The sequence below is a fragment of the Paraburkholderia ginsengisoli NBRC 100965 genome (assembly GCF_000739735.1).
Lineage (GTDB): Bacteria > Pseudomonadota > Gammaproteobacteria > Burkholderiales > Burkholderiaceae > Paraburkholderia > Paraburkholderia ginsengisoli.
Genome location: NZ_BBJF01000009.1, coordinates 261,765 through 278,864, shown reverse-complemented (window position 1 = coordinate 278,864; position 17,100 = coordinate 261,765). Strand labels below are relative to the sequence as shown.

Annotated in this window: 15 protein-coding genes; 7 read left to right on the top strand and 8 right to left on the bottom strand. The window is 64.6% G+C overall.

Annotated elements, in window-relative coordinates:
* Positions 1 to 7: 7 nt before the first annotated feature.
* Together BGI01S_RS17930 and BGI01S_RS17920 are read left to right on the top strand one after the other, a co-directional pair.
* Positions 8 to 1,402 (top strand): AmpG family muropeptide MFS transporter, encoded by a 1,395-nt coding sequence (locus BGI01S_RS17930; RefSeq protein ID WP_042327301.1) that lies wholly within the window; start codon positions 8 to 10, stop codon positions 1,400 to 1,402.
* Positions 1,384 to 2,643, top strand: a complete 1,260-nt coding sequence (locus tag BGI01S_RS17920; RefSeq protein WP_408638594.1) for a M48 family metallopeptidase — start codon at positions 1,384 to 1,386, stop codon at positions 2,641 to 2,643. The genes BGI01S_RS17930 and BGI01S_RS17920 overlap by 19 nt, the downstream gene beginning before the upstream one ends.
* A gap of 44 nt (positions 2,644 to 2,687) precedes the next feature.
* Here BGI01S_RS17920 and BGI01S_RS17915 read toward each other — a convergent pair whose 3' ends face one another.
* The 5 genes from BGI01S_RS17915 to gatC all read right to left on the bottom strand — a co-directional run bounded on the left by BGI01S_RS17915 (position 2,688) and on the right by gatC (position 7,938).
* The gene (locus BGI01S_RS17915; protein WP_042327299.1) at positions 2,688 to 3,467 is read right to left on the bottom strand and encodes an exodeoxyribonuclease III; all 780 of its coding nucleotides are present in this window, start codon (positions 3,465 to 3,467) and stop codon (positions 2,688 to 2,690) included.
* 50 nt (positions 3,468 to 3,517) lie between these two features.
* Positions 3,518 to 4,357 carry a PPK2 family polyphosphate kinase gene (locus BGI01S_RS17910; RefSeq protein ID WP_042327298.1) on the bottom strand — a complete coding sequence of 280 codons (840 nt, stop codon included), beginning with the start codon at positions 4,355 to 4,357 and terminating at the stop codon, positions 3,518 to 3,520.
* A gap of 146 nt (positions 4,358 to 4,503) precedes the next feature.
* On the bottom strand, positions 4,504 to 5,979 hold the full coding sequence (gene gatB, locus BGI01S_RS17905) for an Asp-tRNA(Asn)/Glu-tRNA(Gln) amidotransferase subunit GatB (protein WP_042327297.1): 1,476 nt from the start codon (positions 5,977 to 5,979) through the stop codon (positions 4,504 to 4,506).
* 5 nt (positions 5,980 to 5,984) lie between these two features.
* Positions 5,985 to 7,472, bottom strand: a complete 1,488-nt coding sequence (gene gatA / locus BGI01S_RS17900) for an Asp-tRNA(Asn)/Glu-tRNA(Gln) amidotransferase subunit GatA (protein ID WP_042327296.1) — start codon at positions 7,470 to 7,472, stop codon at positions 5,985 to 5,987.
* A 166-nt stretch (positions 7,473 to 7,638) separates the two neighbouring features.
* Entirely contained in the window at positions 7,639 to 7,938 is a 300-nt protein-coding gene (gatC, locus tag BGI01S_RS17895; RefSeq protein WP_018419087.1) for an Asp-tRNA(Asn)/Glu-tRNA(Gln) amidotransferase subunit GatC, read from the bottom strand.
* A gap of 381 nt (positions 7,939 to 8,319) precedes the next feature.
* On the opposite strand from gatC, the gene BGI01S_RS17890 reads away from it, so the two are divergent.
* The 5 genes from BGI01S_RS17890 (at position 8,320) to rodA (ending at position 14,771) form a co-directional block, all read left to right on the top strand.
* Entirely contained in the window at positions 8,320 to 9,363 is a 1,044-nt protein-coding gene (locus tag BGI01S_RS17890) for a rod shape-determining protein (protein ID WP_004189550.1), read from the top strand.
* A 153-nt stretch (positions 9,364 to 9,516) separates the two neighbouring features.
* Positions 9,517 to 10,635 carry a rod shape-determining protein MreC gene (gene mreC, locus BGI01S_RS17885; RefSeq protein WP_042327295.1) on the top strand — a complete coding sequence of 373 codons (1,119 nt, stop codon included), beginning with the start codon at positions 9,517 to 9,519 and terminating at the stop codon, positions 10,633 to 10,635.
* Positions 10,632 to 11,144 (top strand): rod shape-determining protein MreD, encoded by a 513-nt coding sequence (gene mreD / locus BGI01S_RS17880; protein ID WP_042327294.1) that lies wholly within the window; start codon positions 10,632 to 10,634, stop codon positions 11,142 to 11,144. Before mreC ends, mreD begins: the two co-directional genes overlap by 4 nt.
* 146 nt (positions 11,145 to 11,290) lie before the next feature.
* The gene (gene mrdA, locus BGI01S_RS17875) at positions 11,291 to 13,612 is read left to right on the top strand and encodes a penicillin-binding protein 2 (protein ID WP_042327293.1); all 2,322 of its coding nucleotides are present in this window, start codon (positions 11,291 to 11,293) and stop codon (positions 13,610 to 13,612) included.
* Between the two features lie 10 nt (positions 13,613 to 13,622).
* A complete protein-coding gene (gene rodA, locus BGI01S_RS17870) occupies positions 13,623 to 14,771 on the top strand; it encodes a rod shape-determining protein RodA (protein ID WP_042327292.1) in 1,149 nt (382 codons plus the stop codon).
* Positions 14,772 to 14,905: 134 nt separating this feature from the next.
* Here the strand turns inward: rodA and BGI01S_RS17865 are convergent, their stop codons facing one another.
* The 3 genes from BGI01S_RS17865 to queD all read right to left on the bottom strand — a co-directional run bounded on the left by BGI01S_RS17865 (position 14,906) and on the right by queD (position 17,097).
* A complete protein-coding gene (locus tag BGI01S_RS17865; RefSeq protein WP_042327291.1) occupies positions 14,906 to 15,619 on the bottom strand; it encodes a tetratricopeptide repeat protein in 714 nt (237 codons plus the stop codon).
* Positions 15,616 to 16,398 carry an HpcH/HpaI aldolase family protein gene (locus BGI01S_RS17860; protein WP_042327290.1) on the bottom strand — a complete coding sequence of 261 codons (783 nt, stop codon included), beginning with the start codon at positions 16,396 to 16,398 and terminating at the stop codon, positions 15,616 to 15,618. Before BGI01S_RS17860 ends, BGI01S_RS17865 begins: the two co-directional genes overlap by 4 nt.
* Before the next feature lie 255 nt (positions 16,399 to 16,653).
* Complete coding sequence (queD, locus tag BGI01S_RS17855; RefSeq protein ID WP_157004221.1) at positions 16,654 to 17,097, bottom strand: 6-carboxytetrahydropterin synthase QueD; 444 nt, start codon at positions 17,095 to 17,097, stop codon at positions 16,654 to 16,656.
* Positions 17,098 to 17,100 lie beyond the last annotated feature (3 nt).

The following is a 17,100-nucleotide window of genomic DNA, read 5'->3' as shown; positions in this document are numbered from 1 at the left end:
TATCCACATGTCGAACCCGCCGCACGAGGCGCCTGCACTTAACGCTCACGAAGAACATCCCGGCTGGCGCGCGTTCCTGAATACGCGCATGCTGATCTGTGTCTTTCTCGGCTTTACGTCGGGATTGCCGCTGTTCACGCTCGTCTATCTGGTGCAGGCATGGCTGCGCTCCGAAGGCGTCAATCTGAAGGAAATCGGCCTGTTTGCGCTGATTCAGTTCCCGTACACCTGGAAGTTCATCTGGGCGCCGCTGATGGACCGCTACGTGCCGCGCTTTCCGGGCTGGCGGCCGGGCAGACGGCGCGGCTGGATGCTGGTCACGCAGATTCTCGTGGCCGGCGCGATCGCGACTCTGGGCTTTGTGTCGCCGCGCGAGTCGATCTGGACCGTCGCGGCGTTGACCGCACTGGTCGCGTTTTTCGGCGCGAGCCAGGACATCGTGATCGACGCGTATCGGCGCGAGTTGCTAAGCGACACGCAACAAGGTCTCGGCAACGCGGTGCATGTGAACGCGTACAAGATCGCGGCGCTGGTGCCCGGCTCGCTCGCGCTGATTCTGTCCGACCATTTGCCGTGGACCACCGTGTTCATGGTCACCGCCGCGTTCATGCTGCCGGGCATGGTGATGACGCTGGTGGTCAGCGAGCCCGAAGTGCACGGCAAGCCGCCGAAGAACCTGCGCGAAGCGATCGTGCAGCCGTTCAAGGAATTCATTCAACGCGACGGCTGGCGTGGCGCGCTGTTCGTGCTCGGCTTCATCTTTCTGTACAAGCTCGGCGACACGATGGCGACCACGCTGTCCACGTCGTTCTTCCTCGACATCGGTTTCTCGCGCACGCAGATCGGCGTGATCGCGAAGACGACTGCGTTCGGCGCGAGTCTCGCGGGCGGCATTGTCGGCGGGATCTGGCTGATGAAGATCGGCATCGGCCGCGGCCTGTGGATCTTCGGCGTCCTGCAAATGGTGTCGACGCTCGGCTTCGCGTGGCTCGCGCATCTCGGTCCGGCATCGCCGGGGCTCACGGAGATTTACAACATCGCCGTCTGGCTCAGCGAAGGGACGACGAAGCTGCTCGCGCTGGTCGGCATCGATTGGACCGTGCAGTTGGAACCCCGCTCGGTCGCGCTCGCGCTGGTCTACGGCTTCGAAACCTTCACCACCGGTCTGACGATGGCGGCGTTCACCGCGTACATCGCCAGCACTACCGATCCGCGCTACACGGCCACGCAGTTCGCGCTGTTCACGAGTCTGGCTTCGGTGCCGCGTACGTTGGCGTCGGCGGCGAGCGGCTATGTGGTCGCGCAGATCGGCTGGTTCGATTACTTCATCGCGTGCACGGTGCTGGCATTGCCCGGCATGTTGCTGCTGGTGCGGATCGCGCCGTGGAGAACCCGCTCGTGAAGACGCGGACCACTCTGCGCGCGTTGCGCCTCGCCATGAACCGCGTGGCGTCGTTTGACGCGAGCCGCAAGGCGTGGCGCGCGGCATGCGCGCTCGGGTGGGCGGGTAGTCTCGCGTTGGTCGTGCCGTCGAGCGCCGACGCGGCGTCCGCGCCGGCGGCAACCGCACAGGCTGCCGCGACCGGTACCGCGACCGCGCCGAGCGCGAAGTCCGCGGCGAGCGCGGCAAGCCCGACAAACGCCGAGAGCACGACACCTGCAGGCCCAGGCACAAACGGCACGGCCAATGCGGCCAACGCCACGAGCGCACCCGGCACGCCCAACGCCGGCAGCGCACCGGCCGCGGCGGCGCCGACCCAGTCGCCCGTCACCGCGAAGACACCCGCAGCAACCTCCGCACCGTCCGCATCCTCGCCGCCGCCGTACACCCCGAACAACCAGTTGCGCTTCGGCGGCTACATGGTGTTCCGCAACCTGATTCCGTCGCCGATGCTGGAGGCGCAAGCCGCCGAAGAGTTCGGCCAGATCGCCTACGGCGCGGAGCACGCAAACCGCCTGTACGCCGACACCGACGCGCACGTCACGCGCGTGCGCTCGATCGTCGACCGGATGATCCCGTACTCGCTGAAATGGAACGAGCGGGCCAAAAACTGGAAGTGGGATGTGGCGGTGGTGCGCTCGCCCGATATCCGCATGTACTGTCTGCCGGGTGGCAAGATTGTCGTGTACGGTGGGCTGCTCGACCGCCTGCGCCTGAACGACAACGAACTCGGCATGCTGATCGGCCACGAGATCGCGCACGCATTGCGCGAGCATGCACGCGAACGGCTCGGCCAGCTCCAGGCGAGCCAGCTCGATTCGACCGGCACGATCCCGCAGTTGTTTGGCCTCGCCGACCTCGGCGCGGCGCCGCTCGGCATCGGATCGCGCCTGCTGGAAATGAAGTACGAGAGCACCGACGAAACCGAGGCCGATGTGATCGGCAGCGACATCGCCTCGCGTGCCGGCTTCGATCCGCGCGCGGCGGTCACGCTATGGGACACCCTCGCACAAGCGACGCGCGGCGATCGCGAGCGCGGCTTTATCTACGTGCATCCGTACACGCCGGCGCGGCGTCAGGACATCATCAAGCGCCTGCCGGACATGCTGCCGCTCTATGCGAAGGCGATCGGCAAGAGCGTGGACGCGCTGCCGGATTACGCCGGCATGGGCCGTCCGCGCCGCAAGCCGATCCGCGATTGATCGACAGACGTTGAGCGGCTTGAACGGCACGGGCCGGGAAACGCTTATTTCTTGACCTTATGGTCGTAGTCGACCGTCAGCGGCGCATGGTCGCTGAACTTGATATCGCGGAACACGTCGGTACGTTTCGCCTTGCCCGCGATGCCCGGCGTCGCGATCTGATAATCGATGCGCCACCCGACGTTCTTCGCGTACGCCTGACCGCGATTGCTCCACCACGTATATTGTTCCGGGCGCTGGTCGAGCGTGCGGAACACGTCGACGTAACCCACTTCGTCGAACAGTTTGGTCAGCCACGCGCGCTCTTCCGGCAGGCAGCCCGAGTTCTTCTGGTTGCTCTTCCAGTTCTTGATGTCGATTTCCTTGTGGACGATGTTCACGTCGCCGCACACGATCACTTCACGCTCCTTGGCCAGCTCGGTCAGATGCGGCATGAACTCGTCCATGAACCGGTACTTGGCCTGCTGGCGCTCATCGCCGCTCGAACCGGACGGCACATACACCGAAATCACCGACAGCTTGCCGAAACGCAGTTCGACATAGCGCCCTTCCGGATCGAACTCCTCGCTGCCGAAGCCGATCACCACTTCGTCCGGTTCGTGTCGCGTGTACACGCCCGCGCCGCTATAGCCCTTCTTTACTGCGTGCTGAAAATAGCCGGTGAAATCGTGCGGCGCCAGGAATTCCGGCGTCATGTCGTCCTGCGAGCATTTGATTTCCTGCACGCACAGCACGTCGGCATTCTGTTCGCCAAACCATTCGAAAAAACCTTTCTTCGCCGCCGAGCGGATGCCGTTCAGGTTCGCGGTAATCACACGCAACATGTCGTTCCTTTATGTTCGATTCGTTTCTGGAGCCGAGGGGCGCAACGGTCTCATTCGACCTTGATCCCCTTCAGCGATTCTTTGGGAGGCGGATATTCGAGCTTCAACGCTTCCAGCGCGCGCAACAGCAACTCGGCGACCATCACGTTGCGATGCGTCTTCGAGTCGGCCGGAATCACGTACCACGGCGCGTATTCCGTCGACGTCGCGGCCAGCGCGTCGCGATACGCCGACTGATACGCATCCCACTGCTTGCGCGCGTCGAGGTCGGCGAGGTCGAATTTCCAGTGCTTGGTCGGGTCGTCGATACGCGCCTGCAAACGCGTGCGCTGCTCGTCTTTCGAAATGTGCAGCATGCATTTGATGATCGTCGTGCAGCTGTCGGCAAGCATCTCCTCGAACTCGCGAATGTGACGGCAGCGTTGCTCGAACGCCTGCGCATCCAGTTCGCCGAGAACGGTGGGCACCAGCAGATCTTCGTAGTGACTGCGGTTGAAGATCGTCAGTTCGCCGGCGGCCGGCGCCTGCGCATGCACGCGCCAGAGGAAGTCGTGCGCGACTTCGACGGGCGTCGGCGCCTTGAACGGCACGATGCGCAGACCGAGCGGATCAACGTCGTGAAACACCGCGCGGATCGTGCCGTCCTTGCCGCTCGTGTCCATGCCTTGCAACACCAGCAACACACGACGCTTCTGCTGCGCGTGCAGGCACTCCTGCAGGGTTTCGAGCTCCGCGCCGATCGCCGAGAGACGCACGCGGTCCGAGTCCTTCGAGCCGGTTGAAAATGGCTTCGCGGCGGGATCGAAAGCATCGAGCGAGAACTTGCTGTTTTTCTTGCCGCCGTCGAAGTACGGCACGCGGAAATCGTCGAGTTCGGGTTGCTTGGCCATCCACACACTCCGTGATCTGCGTTCAGCGGTACGTTCATGCGGCTCCCGGCGGGCCCGCAAAATGAAACGGGCCGTTGCCCCACTTTCGTTTCCGGCAACAGCCCGTGATGATCCGAGCGGCAACGCCCGGGCCGCGCTTCTTCAACTCAGGACAGCTTCTTCTTCAGCAGTTCGTTCACCTGCGCCGGATTGGCCTTGCCCTTGGTCGCCTTCATCGCCTGACCGATCAGCGCGTTGAACGCCTTTTCCTTGCCGGCGCGGAATTCCTCGACCGACTTCTGGTTCGCGGCGAGCACTTCGTCGATGATCGCTTCGAGCGCGCCGGTATCCGAGATCTGCTTGAGGCCCTTCGCTTCGATGATGCGATCGGCGGCGGCTTCGTCGGTGGCCTTCTCTTCCCAGATCGCGAGGAAGATTTCCTTCGCGATCTTGTTCGAGATCGTGCCGTCGGCAATGCGTTGCAACAGCAGCGCGAGTTGCGCGGACGACACCGGCGACGCGTCGATCTCCAGCCCTTCGCGATTCAGTTGCGACGACACCTCACCCATCAGCCAGTTCGCCGCGACCTTCGCGTGAGCCGGGCCGACCTTGACGACCACCGCTTCGTAGTACGCGGCCATCGCCTTGCTCGACGTCAGCACGTTGGCGTCGTACGGCGTCAGGCCGTATTGCGACACGAAACGCTGCTGGATCGCTTCCGGCAGTTCCGGCATCTCGCCCTTCACGCGCTCGACCCAAGCCGCGTCGATCACGAGCGGCATCAGATCGGGGTCGGGGAAATAGCGGTAATCGTGCGCGTCTTCCTTGCTGCGCATCGAGCGCGTTTCGCGTTTGTCCGGATCGTACAGACGCGTTTCCTGCACCACCGTGCCGCCGTCTTCGATCAGCTCGATCTGACGGCGCACTTCGTACTGGATCGCTTCTTCGAGGAAGCGGAACGAGTTCAGGTTCTTGATCTCGGCACGCGTGCCGAATTCCGCCTGACCGACCGGGCGCACCGACACGTTCGCGTCGCAACGGAACGAGCCTTCCTGCATGTTGCCGTCGCAGATGCCGAGCCACGTGACGAGCGTATGCAACGTCTTCGCGTAGGCGACCGCTTCGGCCGCGCTGCGCATTTCCGGCTCGGTGACGATTTCGAGCAGCGGCGTGCCGGCGCGATTCAGGTCGATGCCGGTCATGCCCGCGAAGTCTTCGTGCAGCGACTTGCCCGCGTCTTCTTCGAGGTGAGCGCGCGTGAGATTGACGACCTTCTCGTACGCTTCCTTGCCCGCCTTCTCATTGGCCGGCACCTGAATCGTCACCTGGCCGCCTTGCACGACGGGAATTTCGTACTGGCTGATCTGATAGCCCTTCGGCAGATCCGGGTAGAAATAATTCTTGCGCGCGAAGATGCTGCGCGGCGCCACCGTCGCGCCGATCGCGAGGCCGAACTGGATCGCGCGTTCCACCGCGCCGCGATTCATCACCGGCAAGGTGCCCGGCAATGCGAGGTCGACGGGGCAAGCCTGCGTGTTCGGAGCCGCGCCGAATCGCGTGGCGGCGCCCGAGAAAATTTTCGATTGAGTCGACAGTTGCGCGTGGGTCTCCAGACCGATCACGACTTCCCATTGTTTGGCCATGGTGCTCACACTCCTGCCGGTGCTTTGCGATGCCAGTCGGTCGCGCGCTGGAACGCGTCGGCCACTTGCAGCATCCGGGCTTCATTGAAATAGTTGCCGATGATCTGCAGACCCACCGGACGCTGCGCATTTGCGCCGGCGCCGAAACCGCACGGCACGCTCATGCCGGGCAAGCCGGCGAGGCTCACCGACAGCGTGTAGATGTCGGCCAGATACATCTGCACCGGATCGTCGCCCTTCGCGCCGATGTCCCACGCCACCGACGGCGCCACCGGTCCCATGATCACGTCGCACTGCTTGAACGCTTCCTGGAAGTCCTGCGCGATGATGCGGCGGATCTTTTGCGCCTGCAGGTAGTACGCGTCGTAGTAGCCGTGCGACAGCACGTACGCGCCGACCATGATGCGACGCTTCACTTCCGGGCCGAAGCCTTCGGCGCGGGACTTCTTGTACATGTCGAGCAGATCGCGGTACTCAGCAGCGCGATGGCCGAAGCGCACGCCGTCGAAACGCGACAGGTTCGACGACGCCTCGGCCGGCGCGATCACGTAGTAGACCGGGATCGACAGTTCGGTTTTCGGCAGAGAGACGTCGACCAGCGTGGCGCCGAGCGCTTCGTATTGCTTCAGGGCGGCGTCGATCGATGCACGCACGTCGTCGGCGAGACCCGCGCCGAAGTACTCTTTCGGCAGGCCGATACGCAGGCCGGCGAGCGGCTTGTCCGCACCGTCTTCCTTCCACGACTTGCCGAGGTAGCGCGTGTAATCTTCGTCGTCGCGCACGAGGCTCGTGGAATCGCGCTCATCGAAGCCGGCCATCGCGTTGAGCAGCGTCGCGCAATCCGCGGCGCTTTGCGCCATCGGGCCGCCCTGATCCAGCGATGACGCGAACGCGATCATCCCGTAACGCGACACGCGGCCGTACGTCGGCTTGATGCCGGTGATGCCCGAGAACGACGCCGGCTGACGGATGGAGCCGCCCGTGTCGGTGCCGGTCGCGGCGGGCGCGAGCCGCGCGGCCACCGCCGCCGCCGAGCCGCCCGACGAACCGCCGGGCACCGACTTGCGGTCCCATGGATTCTGCACCGGGCCGAAGTACGAATTCTCGTTGGACGAGCCCATCGCGAACTCGTCCATGTTGGTCTTGCCCACGCACACCATGCCGGCGTTCTGCAGACGCGCGACCACGGTGGCGTCGAACGGACTTTCGTAGTTCGCCAGCATCTTCGAGCCGGCAGTGGAGCGCCAGCCCTTGGTGACGAACACGTCCTTGTGCGCGATCGGCAGGCCGACCAGCGGACCGGCATGGCCGGTGTGGAGCAGCGCGTCGGCGGCTTTCGCCTGCGCGAGCGTCAAATCTTGATCGACCTGGATGAACGCGTTCAGGCTATTGGCCGCGTCGATCCGCTTCAGGTACAGCTGCGCGAGTTCGACGGCGGAGCATTCCTTGGCCGTCAGTGCGGCGCGCAGTTCGGTCAGACTCTTTTCATACATTGCGTTTTATCCTGGAAAGCGCGGCAGCGTGGTCACGCTGCCGTGGAGGCGTCCGGCTGCCCGCCGGCGGCCCGGGCCGAAGAAGCCGGCGGCGGACACGCGCGCGCTGCGGGAGCGGGCGGCATGCCGCGGGCTGGCGAGCCGCGCCGGGCTTGCTGCGCGGGTCTTACTCGATCACCTTCGGCACGAGGTACAGGCCGTCCTGCACGGCCGGCGCCGGGCGCTGGAAGGCTTCGCGTTCGACCGTTTCGGTCACGGCGTCGTCACGCAGACGCAGTGCGACGTCTTCGATCTGCTCGATCGGGTGGGCAAGCGGGGCGATGCCGGTGGTATCGACCGCCTGCATTTGCTCGACAAGGCCGAAAAAATCGTTGAGCTGAGCACGCGTGTGCTCAGCGTCGGCGTCGGCCAGTTCGAGCCGCGCGAGATGCGCGATGCGCTTAACATCGGTCAGGGTCAGAGCCATGCAGTCACCGGAAAATGTGGTGGACCGCCGCAGCAAGGAAAAAACGACGCTGCGACAGCAGGTTACGACGCAATAGGACGACCTCGAAAAAGGGGTCGGCGGTGGCAAAAAGTGCCATCCGTTTCCTTCAAAACATCCAAAATTATAAGGTATCATTACGCGTTCGATTCAAACCCGGACCGACTTACCAAGGCCTTTCTGAACTATTCCCAAAGATCGTTCGGATTTTTCCGCCCTGGCTTTGCAACGGCCTCCGGTAGACTCCCTCGCAGCTTCAAGTTCCTGTGGCGCCGCTTCCGCCCGGTTGAAGCTGTTATTTTTCCGCCGCCGCCCTACGCATACGTTGCGAGGCCCCCGGCCCCAAGCGAGACAGGATTTTGAATGTTCGGTTTTTTGCGCAGCTACTTCTCCAACGATCTGGCGATTGACCTCGGCACCGCCAACACGCTCATCTACATGCGTGGCAAGGGAATCGTCCTCGATGAACCGTCGGTGGTCTCGATCCGCCAGGAAGGCGGTCCCAACGGCAAGAAAACCATCCAGGCAGTCGGCAAGGAAGCCAAGCAGATGCTTGGCAAGGTGCCGGGCAACATCGAGGCGATCCGCCCGATGAAAGACGGTGTGATCGCCGACTTCACCGTCACCGAACAGATGATCAAGCAGTTCATCAAGACGGCTCACGAATCGCGTATGTTCTCGCCGTCGCCGCGCATCATCATCTGCGTGCCGTGCGGTTCGACCCAGGTTGAGCGTCGCGCGATCAAGGAAGCCGCGCACGGTGCGGGCGCTTCGCAGGTTTATCTCATTGAAGAACCGATGGCCGCCGCAATCGGCGCGGGCTTGCCGGTATCGGAAGCCACCGGCTCGATGGTCGTCGACATCGGCGGCGGCACGACGGAAGTCGGCGTGATCTCGCTCGGCGGCATCGTGTACAAGGGTTCGGTGCGCGTGGGCGGCGACAAGTTCGACGAAGCGATCGTCAACTACATCCGCCGCAACTACGGCATGCTGATCGGCGAGCAAACCGCCGAAGCCATCAAGAAGGAAATCGGCTCCGCATTCCCCGGCTCCGAAGTCAAGGAAATGGAAGTGAAGGGCCGCAATCTGTCGGAAGGCATTCCGCGCAGCTTCACGATCTCCAGCAACGAAATCCTCGAAGCCCTCACCGATCCGCTGAACCAGATCGTGTCGTCGGTGAAGATCGCGTTGGAACAAACGCCGCCGGAACTGGGCGCGGACATCGCCGAACGCGGCATGATGCTCACGGGCGGTGGCGCACTGCTGCGCGATCTGGACCGCCTGCTCGCCGAAGAAACCGGCCTGCCGGTGCTCGTCGCCGAAGACCCGCTGACCTGCGTCGTGCGCGGCTCGGGCATGGCGCTCGAACGCATGGACAAGCTCGGCAGCATCTTCTCGTACGAGTAAGCGAGCCTCCCTCCATGTCAGTAGCGCGGATCTGGCACACGGCCCCTTGCGGGCCGGTTTGCCGTTGGCTGGCCCAACCAGCTGCCGCGCGCTGACCGCGCGTTAGTCGCGCGCCGCTGTCTCACCCAACTGTTCACGCCCCCGGCGCCGACCATGGAATACAGTCCGCCGCCCCTGTTCAAGCAAGGCCCGTCCGCACTCGCACGACTGCTGTTCTTCGTCGTGCTGGCGCTCGCCCTGCTGATCTCCGACGCCCGCTTCCAGACGCTCGAAATCGTGCGCGGCGTGCTCGGCGCGGGTCTTTATCCGTTGCAACGCGCGGCGCTTGTACCGCGCGACATCTTCATGGGCGCGGCCGATCTGGCCGTGACCAGCGCCACGCTGCGCAGCGAAAACGACAAGCTGCGCACCAAAGACCTGCAGCTCTCGCAGCAGGCCAATACGGCCGGCGAGCTCGCCGCCGAAAACGCCCATTTGCGCTCGCTGCTGCAACTGTCGCAGCGTGCAACCACGCAATCGCTGCCCGCCGAGATCCAGTACGACACGCGCGATCCGTTCACGCAGAAGGTGGTGATCGGGCGCGGCGCGCAGCAGGGCATCCAGAACGGCTCGCCGGTCGTCAACGAAGACGGTGTAATCGGCCAGGTGACGCGCGTATTCCCGCTGCAAGCCGAAGTCACGCTGCTCACGGACAAGGATCAGGCCGTGCCCGTGCAGATCGTGCGGACCGGCTTGCGCAGCGTGATCTACGGCACGCCGAAGGGCGACACGCTCGACCTGCGTTTCGTGCCGATCAGCGCCGACGTGCAAACCGGCGACGAACTCGTCACCAGCGGACTCGACGGCGTGTATCCGCCGGGACTGCCGGTCGCCAAGGTCATGCGGGTCGACAAGCAGGCGGACACGGCTTTCGCGCGCGTGGTCTGCGTGCCGGTCGCACCGGTGCGCGGCGCGCGTCAGTTGCTGGTGCTGCACTACGTGAACGATGTGCCGGCGCGTCCGCCCGAAGAACCGGACGCGGCCACCACCGCGAAGGAAGCGAAGAAAAAGGGCGGCAAGCCGGCGGACGGCAAGGGCCCGGCGGATAAATCCGCCGCCAGGCCGGGTGAAAAGGCCACGGGCGACAAGACCGCGGCCGAAAAACCCGCCGCGAAGCCCGCCGACAAAGCCCCGGCCAAGCCGGCCGCCGCTGAGAAGAAGTCCGCCGCCGAGAAAAAACCGGCCGCCGACAAGAACGCGAAGCCGCAAGCCGCACCGGGGGCCAAGCCATGAACCGACCGCAATACATTCTGCAGCCGGTCAATCCGTACTTCATCGCGTTCAGCCTCGCCGCGGCGTTCCTGCTGAACCTGATGCCGTGGGGGCGTCTCGTCGGCGTGCCTGACTTCGTCGCGCTCGTGCTGCTGTTCTGGAACGTGCACCAGCCGCGCAAAGTCGGCATGGGCATCGCGTTTTTCCTTGGCTTGCTGATGGACGTTCACAACGCCAGCCTGCTCGGCGAGCACGCGCTGGCGTACACGCTGTTGTCGTATGGTGCGATCACGATCCACCGCCGCGTGCTGTGGATGTCGCTCGGCGTGCAGACTTTCGCGGTGATGCCCCTGCTGGTCGCCGCGCAACTGGTGCCGTTCCTGATCCGGCTCCTCGCGGGCGCGGCATTTCCGGGCTGGGGTTACCTGATCGACGGTTTCGTCGAAGCCGCGCTGTGGCCCATCGCCAGCGTGCTGTTGTTGATGCCGCAACGCCGCCCGGCCGATCCGGACGATACGCGGCCCATTTGATCCCGCATCGGGCTCGCCGGCCGTTCCGTTCTGATGGAACTCATCCGCCCGGCCCGCCCGACGCGCATCGCTGTTCATGCCTTCCGGTTCCGGCCGGATCGGGCGCACACTCATGATGGCCGTTGTCCGGCCTTTTGCAGAATCGCATGACCGAATTCAAGGACACCCAGCAACAGCTCTCGAAATTCCGCCTGCGCGTCGCGGCGGCGGGCCTGTTCGTGTTCGTCTGCTTCGGGCTGATCGGCTTCCGTTTCCTGTTCCTGCAGGTCTGGCACTACAGCAAGTACTCGCTGCAGGCCGATGAAAACCGCATCTCCGTCGCGCCGATCGTGCCGAACCGCGGCATCATCACCGATCGCAACGGCGTGGTGCTCGCGAAGAACTACTCCGCCTACACGCTCGAAATCACGCCGTCGAAGCTGAACGACTCGCTCGAAAACGTGATCGACAATCTGGCCACGGTCGTGTCGATCGACGCACGCGATCGCCGCCGCTTCAAAAAGCTGCAGGAAGATTCGAAGAACTTCGAAAGCCTGCCGATCCGCACCCGCCTGACCGACGATGAAGTCGCGCGCTTCACCGCCCAGCGCTTCCGTTTTCCCGGCGTCGAAGTGCGCGCGCGGCTGTTCCGCCAATACCCGCTCGGGCCGACCGCGGCGCACGTGATCGGCTACATCGGCCGGATTTCCCAGCGCGACCAGGACCGCATCGACGACGCGAGCGACCAGAACGACAGCGATCCGGATCACTACGATCCGCGTCTGGACGCGAACAACTACAAGGGCACCGACTACATCGGCAAGATCGGCGTCGAGCAGAGCTACGAAACCGAGTTGCACGGTCAGACCGGTTTCGAGGAAGTGGAAGTGACGGCCGGCGGCCGGCCGGTGCGCACGCTGTCGCGCACTCAGGCGACGCCGGGCAACAACCTGGTGCTGTCGCTCGATATCGGCTTGCAGCAAGTGGCCGAGCAGGCGTTCGCCGGACGCCGGGGCGCGCTCGTCGCGATCGAACCGTCGACCGGCGACGTGCTCGCGTTCGTGTCGGCGCCGAGCTTCGATCCGAATTCGTTCGTCGACGGCATCGACCAGCAGACCTGGGACGAACTGAATAACTCGCCGGACCATCCGCTTCTGAACCGGCCGCTGCACGGCACCTATCCGCCGGGCTCGACCTACAAGCCGTTCATGGCGCTCGCCGCGCTGACGCTGCACAAGCGCACGCCGGGCTGGGGCTTCCAGGATCCGGGCTCGTACACGTTCGGCGGCCACACGTTCCGCAACGACGTGCGCTCAGGCCAGGGCTGGGTCGACATGAACCGCGCAATCGTGGTGTCGAACGACACGTACTTCTACATGCTCGCGCACGACCTCGGCGTGAACAACATCGCCAACTTCATGAAGCCGTGGGGCTTCGGCCAGATCACCGGCATCGATATCTCGGGCGAGGCGAAGGGCATCCTGCCGTCCACGGACTGGAAGCGCAAGGCGTACCGCAGGCCCGAGCAGCAGCGCTGGTATGAAGGCGAAACGATCAGTCTCGGCATCGGCCAGGGCTACAACTCGTTCACCATTCTGCAGCTTGCTCACGCCACCGCGACGCTCGCGAACAACGGTGTCGTGATGAAACCGCACCTCGTGCGCGACATCGAAAATCCCATTACCAAGGACACCCGCGCGGTCGTGCGCGATCCGAGCGACAAGATCGCGGTGAAGCAGTCGGACATCGACATCATCAAGCGCGCGATGATGGGCGTCGTGACCAACGGTACGGCATCCAAACTGTTCATCGGCGCGCCGTACCAGGCGGCCGGCAAGACGGGGACGGCGCAGGTCTACTCGCTGCAAGGCGCGAACTACAAGGGTCACGCGATCGCCGAGCATCTGCGCGACCACGCGCTGTTCATCGCGTTCGCTCCGGCCGAGCAGCCGAAGATCGCGCTCGCGCTGATCGTCGAAAACGGCGGCTGGGGTGCGGAGTCGGCAGGCCCGATTGCTCGCAAGGTGCTCGACTATTACCTCGTCGGCAAGAACAAGCCGGGCGCTGCTGCTGCGGCCATCGCGGCGGCGGCGTCGGCGACTCAGGACGCGTCCGCACCTCAGGTCGGCGACGCACCGGCGCCGGCCGAAGGCGCGCAGCCGGTCAAGATCGCCGCGGGCTTCACCGCGCTGCCGATGCCCGGCGCGGCTTCGGCGGCGGCGGCTGCTTCCGCGGCTGCGGCTGCTTCGGCTGCGACCGCCGCGTCCGCACCGGCGGCAGCTTCCGCTGTGGTGGCCACAGGCGCATCGGCATCAGCGGCAGTGCCCGCCTCCGCCACCGCAAAGAAAACCGCGCCGCGTAAATCCGGCGCGCCGCATAAACCTCGTCCGGCCAGCGAATCCGCGCCAACCGCCGCGGCCCCGTCGCGCGACGACGACATTCAGGCCACGTCGCCACGCCAGCCGGTGACCGGCGGCATCGACGAGTAAGGAGAAAGGCATGCAAATCGACAAGCGCGCCTGGCTCGACCGCATCAAGCGGATGTTCGCGGGCTTCGACCGCCCGCTCGCACTGATCGTGTTTCTGCTGCTGTGCGTCGGCATCGTCACGCTGTACAGCGCGAGTCTGGACGTCCCCGGTCGTGTGGAAGATCAGTTGCGGAACATCCTGCTGACGTTCGTGCTGATGTGGGGACTCGCCAATGTGCCGCCCACCACGCTGATGCGCTTCGCGGTTCCGCTCTACACATTCGGAATCGCGCTACTGATCGCGGTGGCGCTGTTCGGCCTCACACGCAAGGGCGCGAAGCGTTGGATCAACGTCGGCGTGGTGATCCAGCCGTCGGAGATTCTGAAAATCGCCACCCCGCTGATGCTCGCCTGGTACTACCAGCGACGCGAAGGCGTAATGCGCTGGTACGACTATCTGGTCGGCCTGCTGATCCTCGCGGTGCCGGTCGGCCTGATCGCCAAGCAGCCCGACCTGGGGACAGCCGTGCTGGTGTTCGCGGCCGGCCTCTTCGTGATCTACTTCGCGGGCCTGAGTTTCAAGCTGATCGTGCCGGTGCTGATTGCGGGTGTGATCGCGGTCGGCTCGATTGCGGCGTTTCAGGACAAGATCTGTCAGCCCGAAGTGCAATGGCCGCTGATGCACGACTATCAGAAGCACCGCATCTGCACGCTGCTCGATCCGACGTCCGATCCGCTCGGCAAGGGCTTCCACACGATTCAGGCGGTCATCGCGATCGGCTCTGGCGGCCCGCTCGGGAAGGGTTGGTTGAAGGGCACGCAGGCGCATCTGGAGTTCATCCCCGAGAAGCACACCGACTTCATCTTCGCGGTGTTCTCCGAGGAGTTCGGCCTCGCCGGCGGGATCGTGCTGCTTACGCTCTACATGCTGCTGATCGCACGCGGGCTGTACATCGCGGCGAACGGCGCGACGCTGTTCGGGCGGCTGCTGGCCGGATCGCTGACGATGGCGTTCTTCACTTACGCGTTCGTCAATATCGGCATGGTGAGCGGGATCTTGCCGGTGGTCGGCGTGCCGTTGCCGTTCATGAGCTACGGCGGCACTGCGCTGACGACGCTGGGGGTTGCGATCGGCCTCATCATGAGCGTCGCGCGGCAGAAGCGGTTGATGCAGAGCTAGCGCGGCGTACGATCGGCGCGCGGCAATCGCCGAAATCGAAGCCGGGCTTGAGTGAACAGACTCGAGTAGGCAGGCAAACGAAGAAGCAAAATGCAGAAAGGGGCGCACCGTTCACGGGAGCGCCCCTTTTTCATTTACTGCGGCTTCACTTCCTTCTGATCCCGCAACTGCGCGCTGAGTTGCTGATACTTCAGACGCGCCGCCGGATCGCCTTGCGCCGCCGCAGCCGCATAGTAGGCGCGCGCGACGTTCAGATTCTTGTCGACGCCGTCGCCGCCGCGCTCATAGAACGAACCGGTCACGTATTGCGCGGTCATATCGCCGCCCTGCGCCGCCTTCTTGTACCAGACGAACGCCTGCTTGTTGTCGCGCTCGGTGCCGCGTCCGTCGAGGAACTGGTTGGCCAGCGCGAGTTCCGCCTGCACGTGGCCCTGCTCCGCTGCCTTCAGGAACCAGCGGTGCGCCTCGACCGGATCACGCCCGACGAACTCGCCATCGTCATACATCTTGCCGTACACGTATTGCGCGTGCGACATGTTGGCGTCGGCGGCCTTGCGCAGCCACTTCTTGCCTTCGTCGACATTGACCGCTGTGCCTTCGCCGTTGAGCAGCATCATCGCGTAATTGAATTCGGCGAGCCGGCTGCCGCGCTCGGCGGCCTTACGGAATTCGGCTAGTGCCGCGCCGAGGTTGCCGGCGTTGTAGTCGGCCACTGCGGTTTGCGTCTCCGGATCGTTCGGCTTCGCGACGCGGTCCTGCGCATGGGCCGCGCCATTCGCCACCATGCTCGCCAGCACCGCCGCCGTGAGCGCCGCCCGCACGACGACACCCTGCACCCAGCCCTTCATGACCTCACCTCCTGCAACGCCTGACGGGTCGCGCGCAACATCCACATGACGTCGGCGGCCAGCGCGATGAAACGAAAACCGGCGTCGCGATGCTGCCTTGCGCTCGCGACGTCCATGGCGAAGATGCCAGTTGCGATGCCGACCTTGTCGGCGGCGCTGACGATGCGCGCCATCGCGGCTTGCACGTCCGCGTGCTTCGAGTCGCCGAGATGACCGAGACTCGCGGCCAGATCGGCCGGTCCGACAAACAGGCAATCGACGCCCGGCGTCGCCGCGATCTTCTCGACCTCCTGCAAGCCGCGCGCCGACTCGATCTGCACGATGGTCGCGATCTGCGCGTTAGCCGTCTGCACATAATCGCGCCGCATGCCGTAGCCCGACGCGCGCACTACGCCGGCGACCCCGCGCTGACCGTCGAGCGCCTCGGCGGTCGGATATTGCGTAAGGCGCACAGCGTGGGCGGCGTCCTCGGCGGACTCGATGTTCGGGAACATCAACGTGCGCGCGCCGGCATCCAGCACACGCTTGACGAGCCAACCTTCGCTGGCGGGCACGCGCACCACCGGCTCGCTCGGCAGATGCGCGGCGGCGATCGCGCGCAGTTGCGAAGCGACGTCGACGCTATCGTTCGGCGCGTGCTCCATGTCGATCAGCAGCCAGTCGAAACCGGCGTGCGCGAGCGCTTCGGCGGCGGCATCGCTGCCGAGCGACAGCCATAGGCCGAACAGCGGATCGGCTTCGCGCAGGCGTTGCTTGAGGGGATTGGTGAAGGTGCTCATCGCCGCACTCCCTGGCGATGACCGAACACCTCGCCTGCAGTGCGGGAAAACGGGCTGGCCTCGTGGGCCGAGCAAGGAATCAGGTAAGGACCAAGGCGCAGGCCGTGTCGGCCTGGAAAGCTGCTGCGACGCAATGCGGTGACCGGCATGTCTCGCTCCGTGTGGTTATCGGAGCGATCATACCGTGTCAATAACGCGGCGGTGGGGCCGTCGCCGAAGCGGGCTTTCTATGCGGCGCGCGGCAGAACCCGCGGTTTAATCGCGGACCACGTCGGCCCAGCAATTCGGCGTCTCGTACAGACGCACTTTGTGCAGACGCAGATTCACGCCGTAGTGCGCGTCGTACACGTTCGCGAGAATATCGAACGCGACGGCGGCGAGATTTTCTACCGTCGGGATGCGGTCGAGCACCACCGTCTTGTGGCCCGTCATGCTTTCCAGAAAGCCGCGCACCTGCGTGTCGCCTTCGTAGACGAGGAATGCGTGATCCCACTTGTCGACCAGATGCTCATTCGCGAGCGACTTCACGTCGGCGAAGTCCATCACCATGCCGCGATCGGGCGCGCCCTCGGTGTCGACCAGATCGCCTTGCAGCGTGATTTCGAGCACATAGCGATGGCCGTGCAGATTGCGGCACTGGCTGCGGTGATCGGGGATGCGGTGACCCGCGTCGAATTCGAGTTTTCGTGTAATCGTCAGCAC

What these genes read in the sequence shown, in the direction of transcription:
- BGI01S_RS17930 (WP_042327301.1), top strand. Translation starts at nt 8, where the DNA reads ATGTCGAACCCGCCGCACGAGGCGCCTGCACTTAACGCTCACGAAGAA.
- BGI01S_RS17915 (WP_042327299.1), bottom strand. Translation starts at nt 3,467, where the DNA reads ATGTTGCGTGTGATTACCGCGAACCTGAACGGCATCCGCTCGGCGGCG.
- BGI01S_RS17910 (WP_042327298.1), bottom strand. Translation starts at nt 4,357, where the DNA reads ATGGCCAAGCAACCCGAACTCGACGATTTCCGCGTGCCGTACTTCGAC.
- gatB (WP_042327297.1), bottom strand. Translation starts at nt 5,979, where the DNA reads ATGGCCAAACAATGGGAAGTCGTGATCGGTCTGGAGACCCACGCGCAA.
- gatA (WP_042327296.1), bottom strand. Translation starts at nt 7,472, where the DNA reads ATGTATGAAAAGAGTCTGACCGAACTGCGCGCCGCACTGACGGCCAAG.
- gatC (WP_018419087.1), bottom strand. Translation starts at nt 7,938, where the DNA reads ATGGCTCTGACCCTGACCGATGTTAAGCGCATCGCGCATCTCGCGCGG.
- BGI01S_RS17890 (WP_004189550.1), top strand. Translation starts at nt 8,320, where the DNA reads ATGTTCGGTTTTTTGCGCAGCTACTTCTCCAACGATCTGGCGATTGAC.
- mreC (WP_042327295.1), top strand. Translation starts at nt 9,517, where the DNA reads ATGGAATACAGTCCGCCGCCCCTGTTCAAGCAAGGCCCGTCCGCACTC.
- mreD (WP_042327294.1), top strand. Translation starts at nt 10,632, where the DNA reads ATGAACCGACCGCAATACATTCTGCAGCCGGTCAATCCGTACTTCATC.
- mrdA (WP_042327293.1), top strand. Translation starts at nt 11,291, where the DNA reads ATGACCGAATTCAAGGACACCCAGCAACAGCTCTCGAAATTCCGCCTG.
- rodA (WP_042327292.1), top strand. Translation starts at nt 13,623, where the DNA reads ATGCAAATCGACAAGCGCGCCTGGCTCGACCGCATCAAGCGGATGTTC.
- BGI01S_RS17865 (WP_042327291.1), bottom strand. Translation starts at nt 15,619, where the DNA reads ATGAAGGGCTGGGTGCAGGGTGTCGTCGTGCGGGCGGCGCTCACGGCG.
- BGI01S_RS17860 (WP_042327290.1), bottom strand. Translation starts at nt 16,398, where the DNA reads ATGAGCACCTTCACCAATCCCCTCAAGCAACGCCTGCGCGAAGCCGAT.